The following is a 14,033-nucleotide window of genomic DNA, read 5'->3' on the forward strand; positions in this document are numbered from 1 at the left end:
CGTTTTTTACGATTTCTACTCAGCGAGCAGCTTGAACTTGCTCATACACCTGTTGGCATAATTCATGTGTCGCGAGGCTATCAGAAGCTACGACCGATTCGGACGATTCCCCCTTGATCGTCCGAAGGAACGCCTCTAGCATATCGACGAATCCACGCCGCTTTAGCGTCGCTTCCCAGTTATCGAGCGGATACCGAAGCGTGCCTTGTTTCGTCAACTGATCAAGTGTCGTCACGTCCGTTGCGATTCGTTTTTCTTCCGGTCCCATCACTTCGACGCGTTCTTCCGTGATGCCGTTATTGCGGTTCATGACACCAATCGCCGTGATTCCGTTCGAGACGAATTGAATCGTTACGTGATGCAGACCGCTTGCGTCTTGCTTACTCTTGACGTGTAAGTCTTCGATTTCACCGCATCCTGTCAAGAAACGAAGCGTATCCGCGACATGAATGAAGTCGTCGAATAGAAACGGCTTAGCGTCTTCGATGAACGACGTCCGATTCTTTTGCATGAGGACGAGATTCGGATCGTTGACCTCAAGTAAGCGCTGATGCGCTGAAGCGAAGCGTCGATTGAATCCCGTGATGAACGGTAACTGTTTCTCCTCTGACAGACGTGTTAGTTCACGAATCTCTTCGATTTCCATCGAGACCGGCTTATCCACGTAGACGGCGATTCCTGCTTCAAGCGCTTGCCGTGCTTGCTCCGCATGGACGACAGTCGCTGAATGGATCATGACCGCATCGATTCCCTCCTGTACGGCGTCAGCAAATGTCGCGTATGTTCCTGCAAAGCGATACGCCGCTTGCAATCGTTTTGCTTTCTCTTCATCTCGCGAGATCAGATACACCTCGATATCGGATCGTTCGGCATAGACGGGTAAGTAGGCTTTTTGTGCGATGTCCCCTAGACCAATGACTGCTAATTTCATGTGAACTCCTCCTTTTCCTCTGTTGCTTACATTCCCTATGATACGTCAATTGACACGAAAAGATGGAAATCGGCTCGTTACAGGATTCGAATTCCTTTTTTTGAAAAGAAGTGAATTTCCTTTTTTTGTTTTATGATAAAACCATATTTGAACAAGGAGGGAATGAGTTTTTATGAAGCGCTTGCTCCGTACTAGTCTTACGCTCTTATTATTGTTCGCTTTATGTCTTCCTGCCATACCTGCAAAGGCAGCCAGTTACCAAGTCGTCGTCACTTCGACGATTGGGGCGAACATCCGCTCAAAGCCGAGTACAGCCTCGTCTGCGACGATCGTCCGACGTGCCGCGTACAAGGCAAAATTCACAGCCGTCTCGTATACGAATGGCTGGTATAAGATCAAGGACGGAGGTACATATCGTTATCTATCGAACCAAGTCGCTAAAAAAGTGTCGAGTAGTTCCGTGAAGACGTACAAAATCGTCGTCTACTCGAAGGCTGGAGCGAACGTCCGGACATCACCAAGCACAGCATCATCAAAGAATATCAAACGACTCGCACCGTACAACTCGAAGTTCAATGCAGTCTCGTACTCGAACGGTTGGTATAAGGTCAAAGGCACGACCAACTATTACTATGTATCGAGCCAAGTTGCTCGAAAAGTGACGACGAGCAGTCCTAAACCATCGAGTAGCAGTTATCCGGTTGCATCGATGCGGTATTTCAAGCTTGGATCGTCAAGTTATCAATTGACGAAAGAAAGCTTCGTCCGCCGTTATCCAGCGAGTACGACGAAACTGTTGACGGGAATCGTCGCGTACGACGAAGCGGCACGAAAAGGCACGCTCGATCAAACGTTCACCCTGACGTCTTCAATGTTATCCGTTCCTGCAGGTAGCAGTGTCGCTGGTTTCCGTGCTGGCGATAAAGTCACGATGCGTCAACTCTTGAACGGGATGCTGATCCGTTCTGGTAATGATGCAGCAAAAGCGATCGCTGTCCGGACAGCAGGTTCTGAATCGAAGTTCGTCTCGTACATGAACAGTCGCGCCCGTTCGATCGGGATGAGTGCGAGCCATTTCATGAACCCACATGGCTTCTATCATCCAAGTCATTACACGACGGCTGCTGATATGCAAAAACTCGCGAATACATATGCGAAGTACAGCGCGCTCATGACGATCAGTGGACGAAAATCATACCAGACGACCGTCAAAGGACCGTATGCACGGACGTTGACGTGGTATCACACGAACACCTCACTTCCAGGTGATACACGTGTTTATGCGAGCAAGACCGGTTACACTCCGGAATCTGGCTACACACGTGTCTTCTTCATCAAAAAAGGCTCGACGCGATATGGTCTTGTCACACTGAAAGGATCGTTGTCTCAAACCGAGACGACACTCCGTTCTGTCTTGAACCAATGATCTTTTAATCAACAACCTGATTCCCTTTCCGGGAGTCAGGTTGTTTTTCGTTTTGTCTCTAAAATTATGCTTGCGCTGAAAACGAATTCATCTTAGAGTTAAGTTTAGAATCAGACGTCTGACGTCTTAATGAAGGAGAGTTTTACGTGGGAAATGTCAGTTTGTTATTTGGGGGCGTCGCGCTCTTTTTAAATAGTTTGACCTTGTTCGGAAAAGTCGATCTCCGTAGCGCGGGTGTCTTCAGTCTCATCACCGGTTTATTGCAGACGTTCATCGCAACGTATCTCGTCATCGGTGCAGCTGGTGATCCAGCGTTGACGTTCGGATACGCGAGCATCTATCTGTTTGCCTTTACGTACGTTTACGTCGGAATCACGTTCTTGTTCAATCTCGACGGGAGCGGAGTCGGTTGGTTTTCTTTGTTCGTCGCGATTGCCGCATTGTTTTATGCGTTCGTCAGCTTCACGACGAATGACATCATCGGCGGAGTGACCTGGTTGTTCTGGGCATTGCTCTGGAGCCTGTTCTTCCTCGGAATGGGGATGAATCGCCCGATTGATGCGATCACTGCCCGCGTTGCCCTCGTCTTGAGCTGGTTGACGTTGATCGTACCAGCACTGATCGGGCTTCGATTCGGCTACTTTAGTTCGGCATACCAGTGGTTATGGAGCGGCGCTGCTGTTCTGACTGCTGTCTATTTCCTCTATACGATGATGAAATTCTCGATGCTTCGGACGATTCGCTCGTCGTGATAGATACATGACACTAAGCTGCTAATATGAAAAAGAGGTTCGTTTCCCGATCATGTTCTGGGAACGGACCTTTTTTCATTCGATGAATACAGAACGCTAAAATCATCCGCGCCTCCTACAGGAAAAGAAAGTGCATCAGCACTTTCGTCAGGGATGGGTCAGACCCGGCAAATCGCATGTAGTGCGAGCTGCCGCTGCTGATTTCCCGCCTGAGGAAAGCGAGGATGATTTTAGCGTTCGTTTCGTCATCAATCAGAACTGATGTCGTTTTTTCGCGTTATTCTCATCATTTCAATGCTTCCTGCAGTTGAGCTTGAACTTCTTTCAACGACTTGTCGGTCGGATGCCAGTAGTAGATTCCGTCCGATTCGATACCACCTTTCCCGTCGAGTGATAAGGTCTCGACATTTCGTAAAGCATCCCGGTAATCTGTCGCAACGGTCCGGGCAACGGAAAACGGTACGTTCGTCTTGACGTTTTTCCCGAGTGCTTCCAGGACGGCATTGAAGCGACGAATCGAAAAGTCCTCCGTCATCTTATCAGCGACCGCCTGAACGACTTGCCGTTGACGGATCTGTCGTCCGAAATCTCCGCGTGGATCATCATAGCGCATCCGCGCGTAGGCGAGTGCTTCCTTCCCGTTCAACGACAGTTCCCCTTTTGGAAATTGCATCTCATAGTACGAGAAATTGATATCGTTCTCGACGGTGACACCATCGACGGCATTAACGAGATCCGTGAAACCATCTAGATTGATTTCTGCGAAATAGTCGAGTCGGATATCAAGTAGATGACTGACCGTATCGAGTGCCATCTGTGGACCACCGAAGGCATAGGCATGATTGATTTTATCGTTCGAACCATTGCCGATGATTTCTGTCTTTAAATCACGTGGGATACTGATCATCTGGCTCTTATTCGTCTTCGGATCAATCGTCACGACGATGATCGTATCACTGCGTCCCGTCTCGTTTTTTCGTTGATCCACCCCGAGTAAGAGAAACGAGAGTCCTTTTTTCTGTTCGACGGCCTTCTCTGTCTCGACGCTTGCCTTGACGGGCACCTGTACTTGGACTTCTTGCATCGTCCGACTCGCTTTTTGATAAACGTATCCGCCTGAACCGAAGAGAAGGAGCAGGCATATCCCCGTCAGTGTCAACACGATCCATTTCCACTTCTTCATCATCCATTCTCCTTTTCTTCGATCTGAATTCAGGACGGTCTCTGCGCTTCAAGTACGAGCAAAGCATTGCGCCAGCTACCGAACAAGGCGGTGATGACACCGATGCTGGGTGCATCACGACCGATGCTGAACCGTTGGTAACTTGCGATCGTCAGATTTTCCGTTTCTTGCGCGGCTGTAGCAAGTACGTCGAGTACTTCCTCTTCTCGCCAGCGTTTCCGCGGGAATTCGATGCCGATGATTTCAAGGGCGTTTGACCAAGAGCCGTACCGGCGGGCAATCGTTGCGACGGTCGGACGATTTTGACCAGCCGCCCACTTCGTGTAGGTCTGGCTCGTCAAGACCGGCAAGGCACCTTGCGCTTCAAGTAATGACTCGATGATCCGTTGTTCCATTTCCTGGACGCGTTCCTTCAAGATATCTGCTTCTGACAATGCCTGCTGCCACGAGTTGAATTGATGGACGATATCCGTCAGGCTTGGTGCTTGCTTTTGTTGCGCCCATTCGCGGTACGTCGCGCTCGTGAAAGGATCGAGTTCCTCCCGTGCCTGACGCAAGGCGTCAATGATTTCCGACTTCGTGAACGTCAAGCGGGCATGTCCGATGCCAGCTCGTTCCAAGGCGATCTGCCACGACCCAAACAGCATCAGGATTTCCGCGACGCTTGGATGAGTGGTGTTTAGTTGCCAGCGGAAATAGGTATTGGCCGTCAATTCATTTTTCCCGTTCGCAGCGAGACGGAGTGCGTGGATCGCTTCCTCCATATCGCGCATGACGATGTCCCCTTCCCATATATTCATGACTGGACGTTCCGGCGTACGGTCGTCTGCAAGGCGTGACGAACGTTTCGGATGACGACGGCTTGTTCGGTGAACGTCATTTGTGAAGCAGACGGAAGGCAGATTCCGTCTTCAAATAGGCGACGACTGATATCATCTCCTTCTGCTGTGACGAATGGTACGTCGCGATAGACGGGCTGTAAGTGCATCGGCTTCCAGACCGGACGGGATTCGGCATTCGCTTGTTGGAGCGTCCGGATCATTTCGTCGCGTTGCACTTGACCGCCTGGTAAGAGAAAAGCACTGAGCCAACGGTTGGCGAATGTTCCGGTCTGCTCGACTTGCGACGTGACGCCGTCCGGTGCAAAGGCACGATCGTAACGATCAAAGATTTTTCGCCGTGCGTCGACGCGTTGATCGATCACTTCGAGCTGTCCGCGTCCGATCCCAGCAGCGACGTTGCTCATCCGGTAGTTATAGCCGACTTCCGTATGCTCGTAATGGATGACCGGTTGCCGTGCCTGTGTTCCGAGATAGAAGGCACGTTCGATCAAGGCTGGATCATTTGCGACGAGCATCCCGCCGCCTGACGTCGTGATGATCTTGTTGCCATTGAAGGAATAGATCCCGAACGTCCCGAACGTTCCCGTCATCCGTCCGTTGACGCGTGTTCCGAGTGACTCTGCCGCATCTTCGATCAACGGAACATCGTATTCTTCACAGAGCGCAGCGATCTCCTCAATCTGCGCTGCAACGCCGTACAGATGAACGACGATGACGGCTTTCGGAAGTTTTCCTCGTGTTGCCGCCTGGATCAACGCGCGTCGGAGTGCGACGGGTGACATATTCCACGTCTCTTCTTCCGAATCGATCAGGACAGGACGGGCACCAACGTAGCGAATCGGATTCGTCGAAGCGATGAACGTCAAGGACTGACAGAAGACATCATCCCCCGTCGTGACACCAAGCGTCGCGAGTGCCAAGTGAATGGCTGCAGTACCACTGCTCGTCGCAAGCGCTGCGCGAGCTCCCGTGTAGGCGCGCATCTCTCGTTCGAAGGCGTCGACGTTCGGTCCAAGCGGTGCGACCCAGTTCGTCTCGAGTGCTTCCGTGACGTAACGTGCTTCTTGACCACTTAAGTGCGGGATGGAGAGCGGGATGTGTTTCATGATGTTTCCTCCCTTCGAGGTGACAGCTGACGGAGCGGCGTCCGGTAGATCGGGAACCACTGTCCTGTCTCGACTTCCGGATGTTGTCGTTTGATTTGTCGTGCGAGCCGGTCATAAATCGTCGGATCAAGAATCGATGTCCCGAGTCCGAAAAACGTTCGATTCGCTTCACCAAAAGATCGTTTGTAGGCGAGTAAGCTATCCTCATCGGATCGTGTCGTTCCGCCACCGAGATGCAGCGCTTGAAGACCAGCTTGTTTTGCCCAACGAATCATCTCCGCAAATAAGAGGTGATTCGGGCGAAGCGACAAGTAGGCAGGATCTGAAGCACCGAGATGATAATGTGCAAACTGGCGACCCGTCAAGACGATGCATCCAGCGATGATCCGTCCCTCTTGTTCGGCAAGCAACAGGACATTTTTGATCCGTCCTTCGGCGAAGTGATCGAAGTAGGTCTGATTAAAGTAATACCGCGCATCGGCTTGGTGTTTATCCATCGTCATCTGGTAAAGACGGGCGAAGTCCGAGTACTCTTCCGGACGTCCGAGGCGAATCGTGACCCCTTCGCGGCGCGCCTTCCGGATGTTACGGCGTGTCATTTGCGAGAATCCACCTTCGATCGTCTCGAACGGATCCGTCAGCTCAAGGGTCACGGTCGGCTGCAGGATATCCGTTTGATGACACCAGTGTTGACCAAGTTCCTGGTTGTGTAGCAAGGGGTGGAAACGAACCGTCTCGGTGACGATTCCAGTTTCACTACAGTATTGTTCGAATCGCTCACGGGCTTCGCGAATCTGATCGAGTGACCAGATACCCGTGAAATAAGGACCACCGTAGCCGTACGGTGTCGTGATGTCTTCAAAGCGTGTGCCTGGAATCGGTCGCCGCAAGTACGGATAGATCAACGTTCCGAACTCCGTCGGATAATAAAATAATTCAGGAATCTCACCTTGCTCTTTTGCGAGTTCGAAGTAAGCATGTTCGTAGTAACAATCGAGTTGATAGGTTGCGACGAGCGCGTCCCATTCGCGCGGATCCCGAATCAATCGTTCATCGCTTAGCGACATCATGGGGAACACCTCCGTCGAGACCCTTGAACTCACCCATGCCGGTCTGGTGAGCTGTTGAGTTCCCTTCTGACGAGATGACCATCTTAAACGTCTTAAACAGGATGTAGAGATCGAGTCGGAACGTATGATTCGCCGCATACCATTGATCTTGCTCGAGACGTTGTTGCCACGTCGTTGCGTTGCGGCCGTGAATCTGCGCCCAGCCTGTCAGACCAGGCAGGACATCATGCCGTGTCATCTGCTCCTTCGTATAGTGATTAAGATAACTGACGAGCAACGGACGCGGTCCGACGAAACTCATCTGTCCGCGGAGGATATTAACGAACTGCGGAATCTCATCAAGGCTTAAGCGACGGATCCACTCGAGCGATGCTGGAATCCGGTCCGCATCCGGAAGGAGATTCCCCTCGGCATCTGTTTCGTTCGTCATCGTACGGAACTTGTAGATTTTAAATAACTCGCCTTTATAGCCAGGGCGGACTTGATTGAAGAAGATCGGTCGTCCGAGTTTCGTATAGATGACTAAGGCGACGACGGCATACACAGGAAGTAGAATGAGGATGGCGATAAGACTAACCGTGAAGTCGAATAGGCGTTTCATGATGACGTCCTCCTTTTACATAGCTGAAAAGAGATCAAGTTGTCGTTTGATGACGTCGGCTTCGTTGAAATGTTTCATGGCACGGTCAAATCCATTCCGCCCCATCTCATTGGCACGGTCCGGATGTTCGACAAGCGTGTTCATTCGTTTGGCGAGCTTCGCGATGTCGCGGACTTCGACGAGATAACCTGTTTTCCCCTCGACGACCTCTTCGCGGCAGCCACGAATATTTGTCGCAATGACGGGCTTTGCACTCGCCATCGCTTCAATGATCGATCGTGGGACACCTTCGCGATGCGACGGTAAGACGAAGGCATCGACTTGTTGGAACAAGCTCGGTACATCTTCGACGAATCCGAGGTAATCGATATTCGGAATCTCACGGATCCGCCGTAAGAAGAGATGTTTCGTCGTCTGATCGCGCTCGCTTGCCATCATCTCACCGGCAATGACGAGACGGGCTTCCGGATGACGATAGACGACATCCTCGAACGCATCGAGCAGTTCGAGAATCCCCTTCTCTTCGACGATCCGACCGATGAAGAGGAACGTAAACGGTGCGCCTGCTTCACGCGGGCGTGGATAGAAGCGCGTTAAGTCGATGCCATTTCCAAGGTGCATCAGACGCGTATTTGCTTTGAAGCGTTTGCGCTGGGCGAGTTGATAATCTTCCTCGCTTTGAAGGAGCAGATAATCGGTTGCGAAACGCGCCAGCCACTTCTCGACGGAGTATGTCAGCTGATACGTCATCCGCCCCATCTTCTCGTGAAAGTAAAAGCCGTGTGCCGTATAGACGATATGCTTCGTTCCGGCCCGTTTCGCGGCAACGCGTCCGAGGGCGGCTGCGACCGGTGTGTGGACATGGACGGCGTCGTAGCCGTCCTCCTTCAAGATTCGCGTGATTTCACGGATCGTCCGCCAATTACTCGTCCAGTCGATCCGGCGCTCGATCGGAATGTCATGCATCCGGAATCCATTCGCTGCGAGTTTTGCTGAGGCACCGGTGTCGGCACAGGCGATACCGACGTCGTGCCCGGCGTTTTGTAAAGCGAGTAAGAGCGGCTGCAACATCGTCTCTGCCGTCGTATCAAGAGCACAGACTTGAAGGATTTTTAGAGGCGCCATACGTGGACCCCCTCTGGCTGTTCTGACCGTGGCAACATCCCTTTGATGTCGACGACGATGCCGCGTCCGACTTTGAGTAGATGTTGTGCAAGATTCCAACCGCCTTCGACGTATTCTTCGTGTGAGACAGCGAAGATGACGACGTCGGCTGGTTTGAGTTCGCTCATCTCGAGTAGATCAATCCCGTACTCACGTTTCGCTTCACTCTTTTCGACGAGTCGATCCGTCACCTGGACGTCGATGCCGAACTCTTCGATTTCGCGGACGAGGTTCGCGACTTTCGAGTTCCGGATATCGCTGACGTTCTCCTTGAACGATAAGCCGAGGATCGTGACACGGGCGCCGAGGACCGGCATGTTTTGTTTAATCAAGTTCTTGACGAGCGCTGTTGCGATGAAGCGTCCCATCGTATCGTTGATCCGGCGTCCGGCAAGGATGACTTCCGGATGATAGCCGAGTGACTCGGCTTTCATCGTCAGATAGAATGGATCGACGCCGATACAGTGACCACCGACGAGACCTGGACGGAACGGAAGGAAGTTCCATTTCGTTCCGGCTGCTTCGAGAACTTCGAGTGTATCGATGTCCATCCGGTCAAAGATGATTGCTAGTTCGTTCATCAAGGCGATGTTGAGATCGCGTTGTGTGTTTTCGATGATTTTTGCCGCTTCCGCGACCTTGATCGACGACGCACGGTGGACTCCGGCTTCAACGACCGCTTCGTAGACTTCTGCGACGATGTCGAGTGTCTGTTCATCCTGGGCAGATACGATTTTTTTGATCGTCTTGAACGTGTGCTCATGGTCGCCCGGGTTGATCCGTTCCGGTGAGTAGCCGACGAAGAAGTCAACGCCAGCGCGTAAGCCGGATGCTTCTTCAAGAACGGGGATGCAATCTTCTTCCGTCGCTCCCGGGTAGACCGTCGACTCGTAGACGACGATGTCGCCTTTATTGAGCTGGCGACCAACAAGATGTGAGGCCCGCAAGAGTGGCGTTAAGTCCGGCTGGTTCTGCGCATTGATCGGTGTTGGAACGGCGATGATGATGAAGTCGCTTGCTTGAAGAGCAGAAGGATCCGAGACGTAATCGACGGTTGCGTTCTTCAACGTAAACGGACTCAGTTCGAGTGTTGCGTCGATGCCTTCTTGCAGTTCTTGGATTCGTTGTTCCTTGATGTCAAAGCCGACGACGCCTGTTTTTTCACCGAACGCGACGGCGACGGGAAGTCCGACATACCCGAGTCCGACGACGGCAATCGAACGGTTGGCAATGGGAAGTGAACCAGTTTGGGCTGCTGTCGTATCTACGATGTGTTTGACTGCCTTGTTCATGGTGGATTCCTCCTATTTCATCGACTGTTTGACGATCAACGTTTTTCCGTTTGGCTCTTGTTTCACTTGTTCGACCGGCTCAAGGACGATTTTCATCTCGGAGCCGAGTAGCTTGCGCATCTCGTTTAAAAGAATCTGTTCGTGTTTCGGATGGAAACGTTTGGCGTCTGGAATATACCGGAGTGTCACGTGATTCAACGCGTGCTGCTCGACTTGAAGTCGCAAGACCGAGTTCGGTAATTCGCGGGCAATCGTCGTGATGTCCCCTTCGAACACTTTGCCCCGCTTTTCGCTGACGATGTAACTCGTTCCCCGTCCATCGATCGAAGCGATGACCGGTCCGTTTAGTCCACAACTACATGTCTCGTCACTCAGTGTCATCCGGTCACCGATCCGGTAACGAATCAGTGGCGTGCCGCGTGTCGTAAAACACGTGACGACGACTTCGCCGTCCTCTCCATACGGTTCGATGATGCCCGTCTCATGATGCAGATGAAGTTTTCGATGACTGCATTCTGAAATGATCGGTGCGCCTTCCGATGAACCGTATTGATCAAAGACCGGTGCGTTGAAGGCTTCCTCGAGAACCGAGCGCATCTCCTCCGTCACCGTTTCCGAAGTCGGGAAGATGGCAATCAGCGGGCTCTCCAGTCGAATGTGATGCTTTAGCATATAGCGTGCGATTTCGACCATCGCCGTCGGTGTGCCGTCGAGCGCTCGTGGCTGAAAGCGATTCAGCTCCTCGATATAAGCTGGGAAGTTTTCTTCCTTCATGTGAAAGATGGAGACGAGCAACTGATTGAGTGGTCGGTTCATCCGCCAGAAGATTGGTTTCTTTTGATCGACGGCCGTCAGCGTCCGACCGGTGAAGCTCGCTCTGCGCATCCCGGCATGGAAGCCATGACGTTCCTTGAAGTAGTCGAGATGCGCCATCCGTTCCTGGACGTCCTCGCGCATGAACGCGACTTGGAGCGACTTTCCGCTCGTTCCGCCCGTCCGTCCTCGAACTGGTGCATCGACGCGGGACATGAACGCATCGTTGTTTTGGCGAAGCGTCTCTTTTTCAAGGATCGGAATCGTCTTCAGCTGCTCGAGTGACGTCAACGGTAACTGGATGTCATGTTCGTAAAAGAGTTGTGTGTAGTACGGTGTATGCGTCACGACGAAAGCGAGGAAGGCATTCAGGCGATCGAGTTGTTCCGCTTTATAATCCTGCGTCCGATCCTTCATTCGAAGTTCCTTCATCTTCTGTTCATAGAAGGGACCGTATCGTTCTTGCATCAACTTGCGACCGTATAACGATGTCAGCCAATTTTGGATGAAGATCGGAGAGCGGTAGTAGAATTCCTCCTTAAGCGCCATCTTGGATTTCCCCCTTCAGCAAGTAGTGACTCTCGTACCAGTCGATGAATGCGTTGACGCCGGCTTCGACCGTCGTCTGTGGTCGGTACCCAATCGTCTCGAACAGTGAGGAGACGTCAGCGAAACTTTCCGGAACATCACCCGGTTGGAGCGGCATCCCGTTCTTGATCGCGGTCTTACCGAGGCGTCGTTCAATCAAGGCGACGAATTCATTTAAGCGAATCGGGCTATGGCTGCCGATGTTGTAGACGCGATACGGGACGTTGCTGCGATCCGGTAAGGGATTCGAGGCATCGAACGCTTCGTCGACTTCCGGTTCAGTCTGGAACAGGCGATAGATGCTTTCGATGATGTCGTCGACGTAAGTGAAGTCCCGTCCCATCTCACCGTAGTTGTAGAGATCAATCGGTTCGCCCTTCGCAATTGCCTCTGTGAACTTGAACAATGCCATATCCGGGCGTCCCCACGGACCGTAGACGCTGAAGAAGCGAAGTCCTGTCGTCTTGATCCCGTAGAGACTACTGTAGGTGTGAGCCATCAGTTCATTCGCTTTCTTTGAGGCGGCGTAAAGACTTAGCGGATGATCGACGGCATCCGTCGTCGCAAACGGCATCTTCGTATTCGATCCGTAGACGGAACTTGAGGAAGCGTAAATCAGTTGTTCGACTGGGTAATGCCGACACGCTTCTAGAATCGAGAGAAAGCCGACGATGTTTGACGTCATGTAGACGTCCGGTCGATCGATGCTGTACCGTACCCCTGCTTGTGCTGCCAGGTGGAGAACGAGATCGATCGATTCCTGTTCGAAAATCTGCGCGACGGCTGCCGTCTCTTCGAGTGAGACCCGGTAAAACGTGTAGTTCGTTCCGAGTTCAGCGAGCCGTGCTTCTTTTAACGTCGGGTCGTAATAGTCGTTCACTTCATCGAGTCCGATAACCCGGTAACCCTCCCGGATGAAACGACGTGCGGCGTGAAATCCAATGAAGCCTGCGATACCTGTAATTAAGATCGTTTTATTCGGCACGGTGTTCGACCTCCTCGAAGTAGTGGCGCGCTTGCCAGCGCATGTAGTGAACGGATGTGTAGACGATGAGTAACATCGGGAACAACTTATACCGGTGTCGGATGGCCGTTCCGACATTGCCGGTTCCAAGACCGAAGATGACGGCGTTAAGGGCGAAGAGAAGGAAAAAGAAGAAGAGGACGCTGCCGAACGGATGCTGACGGATCAGTTTAAAGGACCGGACGATCGCAAAACAGGCGATGAAGTAGAAGATGGCGTCAAGGAAGAAAATCAGAATGTTCATGACGCTCGACCATTGCCACGGGAACGGTGAGAACAAGAAGTAAATCGTCCGAATCGGCGAGTAGAGAATCATGTCAGCTGGACCTGTCACCATCAATCCGTTCAGATAAGCGGAGCCGCCACGGTCGTAACTCATCCCGCTGAATAACTGTCCGTTTTCTGAGACGTGAGTGAACTTCGCGAACAAGACGTCCTGGAAGCTGTAGACGATGAAGCCGACGATCAGTACTTGAAAGATCAGTCGCTGTACCTTAGTCGGTTCAAAGTCCATTCGTCGTGTCTCATGGCTATAAAATGAGAAATAGACGAGTAAGACGATAATCCCGACAGCAAGACCGGAGTGGAACATCGTACTGACGAAGTAGCCGAGATACGCGAGCGCCATATACCATCCGGACTTCTCTTCCGTCCAGCGCACCATGTAGTAAAGTGTGTAGACGATACCAAGGGCGACGATCTGGTCACGCAAGAGAATCGGTGAGAGCAACAATCCTTGTGGGAAGAACGCGAAGATCAGTGTTGCTGCAAACACGTAGCGTTCCGGTAAGCGTAACCGTTGCAGCGTCTTCGCTAGGATGACGACAGCGACGACACCGAGGATGACGTTCAAGAACTGAGCGAGAATCCGTTCCGGACCGAACATCAAGTAGAAGATTCCGAGAAACTTGGAATAGGTGCCGCGAACGACATCATTGAAGGTCGACGGATCGGTGAAGATTTGGACACCTTCGAGATGAAAGGCTTCCGTGTCGTCACCACTGTGTGGCGGTAAGCGGAACAGCTCGAGATCGATGAACATCAGGACCAATCGGACGAAGAAAGCTGTGATGAAAACGAGAAAGAGTGGCGTCGTCTCTGCCTGACGGAGCAGATAATACAGAAACAACACCGCGTTGATGAGCAGCAAGGCGGTCACGTAGGTGTCCGGGAAGAGCGACCGGGCAAATTGGCAAGCAAGCGCTTCGAGAACGATGAGTAGTAGGATTGGTCGCATCTTC

At 52.0% G+C, this 14,033-nt stretch carries 13 protein-coding genes; 2 read left to right on the forward strand and 11 right to left on the reverse strand.

Translation table 11 applies throughout. The features are described 5' to 3' along the window. Window positions 1-19 precede the first annotated feature (19 nt). Window positions 20-931, reverse strand: coding sequence for a Gfo/Idh/MocA family protein (locus KNQ08_RS10355; protein WP_214805493.1), 912 nt, complete (start codon window positions 929-931; stop codon window positions 20-22). Window positions 932-1,103: 172 nt separating this feature from the next. Here KNQ08_RS10355 and KNQ08_RS10360 point away from each other — a divergent pair, with 172 nt between their 5' ends. Together KNQ08_RS10360 and KNQ08_RS10365 are read left to right on the forward strand one after the other, a co-directional pair. Next, the gene (locus KNQ08_RS10360; protein ID WP_214805495.1) at window positions 1,104-2,357 is read left to right on the forward strand and encodes an SH3 domain-containing protein; all 1,254 of its coding nucleotides are present in this window, start codon (window positions 1,104-1,106) and stop codon (window positions 2,355-2,357) included. Between the two features lie 146 nt (window positions 2,358-2,503). Beyond that, window positions 2,504-3,109 (forward strand): AmiS/UreI family transporter, encoded by a 606-nt coding sequence (locus KNQ08_RS10365; protein ID WP_050678141.1) that lies wholly within the window; start codon window positions 2,504-2,506, stop codon window positions 3,107-3,109. A 286-nt stretch (window positions 3,110-3,395) separates the two neighbouring features. On the opposite strand, the gene KNQ08_RS10370 is transcribed toward KNQ08_RS10365, so the two are convergent. Genes KNQ08_RS10370 through KNQ08_RS10415 form a run of 10 tightly spaced genes read right to left on the reverse strand, consistent with a single transcriptional unit; the run spans window position 3,396 to window position 14,029 of the window. Continuing rightward, window positions 3,396-4,292 (reverse strand): LCP family glycopolymer transferase, encoded by an 897-nt coding sequence (locus KNQ08_RS10370; RefSeq protein ID WP_149427843.1) that lies wholly within the window; start codon window positions 4,290-4,292, stop codon window positions 3,396-3,398. A gap of 29 nt (window positions 4,293-4,321) precedes the next feature. Further along, on the reverse strand, window positions 4,322-5,065 hold the full coding sequence (locus KNQ08_RS10375) for a hypothetical protein (protein ID WP_050678143.1): 744 nt from the start codon (window positions 5,063-5,065) through the stop codon (window positions 4,322-4,324). A 23-nt stretch (window positions 5,066-5,088) separates the two neighbouring features. Further along, the gene (locus KNQ08_RS10380; protein WP_251133645.1) at window positions 5,089-6,240 is read right to left on the reverse strand and encodes an aminotransferase class I/II-fold pyridoxal phosphate-dependent enzyme; all 1,152 of its coding nucleotides are present in this window, start codon (window positions 6,238-6,240) and stop codon (window positions 5,089-5,091) included. After that, a complete protein-coding gene (locus KNQ08_RS10385) occupies window positions 6,237-7,310 on the reverse strand; it encodes a lipid II:glycine glycyltransferase FemX (RefSeq protein ID WP_149427844.1) in 1,074 nt (357 codons plus the stop codon). Before KNQ08_RS10385 ends, KNQ08_RS10380 begins: the two co-directional genes overlap by 4 nt. Then, window positions 7,291-7,911, reverse strand: coding sequence for a sugar transferase (locus KNQ08_RS10390; RefSeq protein WP_149427845.1), 621 nt, complete (start codon window positions 7,909-7,911; stop codon window positions 7,291-7,293). Before KNQ08_RS10390 ends, KNQ08_RS10385 begins: the two co-directional genes overlap by 20 nt. A gap of 15 nt (window positions 7,912-7,926) precedes the next feature. Beyond that, on the reverse strand, window positions 7,927-9,036 hold the full coding sequence (locus KNQ08_RS10395; protein ID WP_214771510.1) for a glycosyltransferase family 4 protein: 1,110 nt from the start codon (window positions 9,034-9,036) through the stop codon (window positions 7,927-7,929). Beyond that, on the reverse strand, window positions 9,024-10,367 hold the full coding sequence (locus KNQ08_RS10400; protein ID WP_251133646.1) for a nucleotide sugar dehydrogenase: 1,344 nt from the start codon (window positions 10,365-10,367) through the stop codon (window positions 9,024-9,026). Before KNQ08_RS10400 ends, KNQ08_RS10395 begins: the two co-directional genes overlap by 13 nt. 12 nt (window positions 10,368-10,379) lie before the next feature. Further along, window positions 10,380-11,729, reverse strand: a complete 1,350-nt coding sequence (locus KNQ08_RS10405) for a phenylacetate--CoA ligase family protein (protein ID WP_214771512.1) — start codon at window positions 11,727-11,729, stop codon at window positions 10,380-10,382. Continuing rightward, window positions 11,719-12,753 carry an NAD-dependent epimerase gene (locus KNQ08_RS10410; RefSeq protein ID WP_064299322.1) on the reverse strand — a complete coding sequence of 345 codons (1,035 nt, stop codon included), beginning with the start codon at window positions 12,751-12,753 and terminating at the stop codon, window positions 11,719-11,721. The genes KNQ08_RS10405 and KNQ08_RS10410 overlap by 11 nt, the downstream gene beginning before the upstream one ends. Next, the gene (locus KNQ08_RS10415; RefSeq protein ID WP_214805497.1) at window positions 12,743-14,029 is read right to left on the reverse strand and encodes a glycosyltransferase family 39 protein; all 1,287 of its coding nucleotides are present in this window, start codon (window positions 14,027-14,029) and stop codon (window positions 12,743-12,745) included. Before KNQ08_RS10415 ends, KNQ08_RS10410 begins: the two co-directional genes overlap by 11 nt. Window positions 14,030-14,033 lie beyond the last annotated feature (4 nt).

This window comes from Exiguobacterium sp. s46 (assembly GCF_018618875.1).
Lineage (GTDB): Bacteria > Bacillota > Bacilli > Exiguobacteriales > Exiguobacteriaceae > Exiguobacterium_A > Exiguobacterium_A abrahamii.

Excerpts from the sequence above, each read along its gene's own strand:
- KNQ08_RS10355 (WP_214805493.1), bottom strand. The coding sequence starts at position 931 with ATGAAATTAGCAGTCATTGGTCTAGGGGACATCGCACAAAAAGCCTAC.
- KNQ08_RS10360 (WP_214805495.1), top strand. The coding sequence starts at position 1,104 with ATGAAGCGCTTGCTCCGTACTAGTCTTACGCTCTTATTATTGTTCGCT.
- KNQ08_RS10370 (WP_149427843.1), bottom strand. The coding sequence starts at position 4,292 with ATGAAGAAGTGGAAATGGATCGTGTTGACACTGACGGGGATATGCCTG.
- KNQ08_RS10375 (WP_050678143.1), bottom strand. The coding sequence starts at position 5,065 with ATGCGCGATATGGAGGAAGCGATCCACGCACTCCGTCTCGCTGCGAAC.
- KNQ08_RS10380 (WP_251133645.1), bottom strand. The coding sequence starts at position 6,240 with ATGAAACACATCCCGCTCTCCATCCCGCACTTAAGTGGTCAAGAAGCA.
- KNQ08_RS10385 (WP_149427844.1), bottom strand. The coding sequence starts at position 7,310 with ATGATGTCGCTAAGCGATGAACGATTGATTCGGGATCCGCGCGAATGG.
- KNQ08_RS10390 (WP_149427845.1), bottom strand. The coding sequence starts at position 7,911 with ATGAAACGCCTATTCGACTTCACGGTTAGTCTTATCGCCATCCTCATT.
- KNQ08_RS10395 (WP_214771510.1), bottom strand. The coding sequence starts at position 9,036 with ATGGCGCCTCTAAAAATCCTTCAAGTCTGTGCTCTTGATACGACGGCA.
- KNQ08_RS10400 (WP_251133646.1), bottom strand. The coding sequence starts at position 10,367 with ATGAACAAGGCAGTCAAACACATCGTAGATACGACAGCAGCCCAAACT.
- KNQ08_RS10405 (WP_214771512.1), bottom strand. The coding sequence starts at position 11,729 with ATGGCGCTTAAGGAGGAATTCTACTACCGCTCTCCGATCTTCATCCAA.
- KNQ08_RS10415 (WP_214805497.1), bottom strand. The coding sequence starts at position 14,029 with ATGCGACCAATCCTACTACTCATCGTTCTCGAAGCGCTTGCTTGCCAA.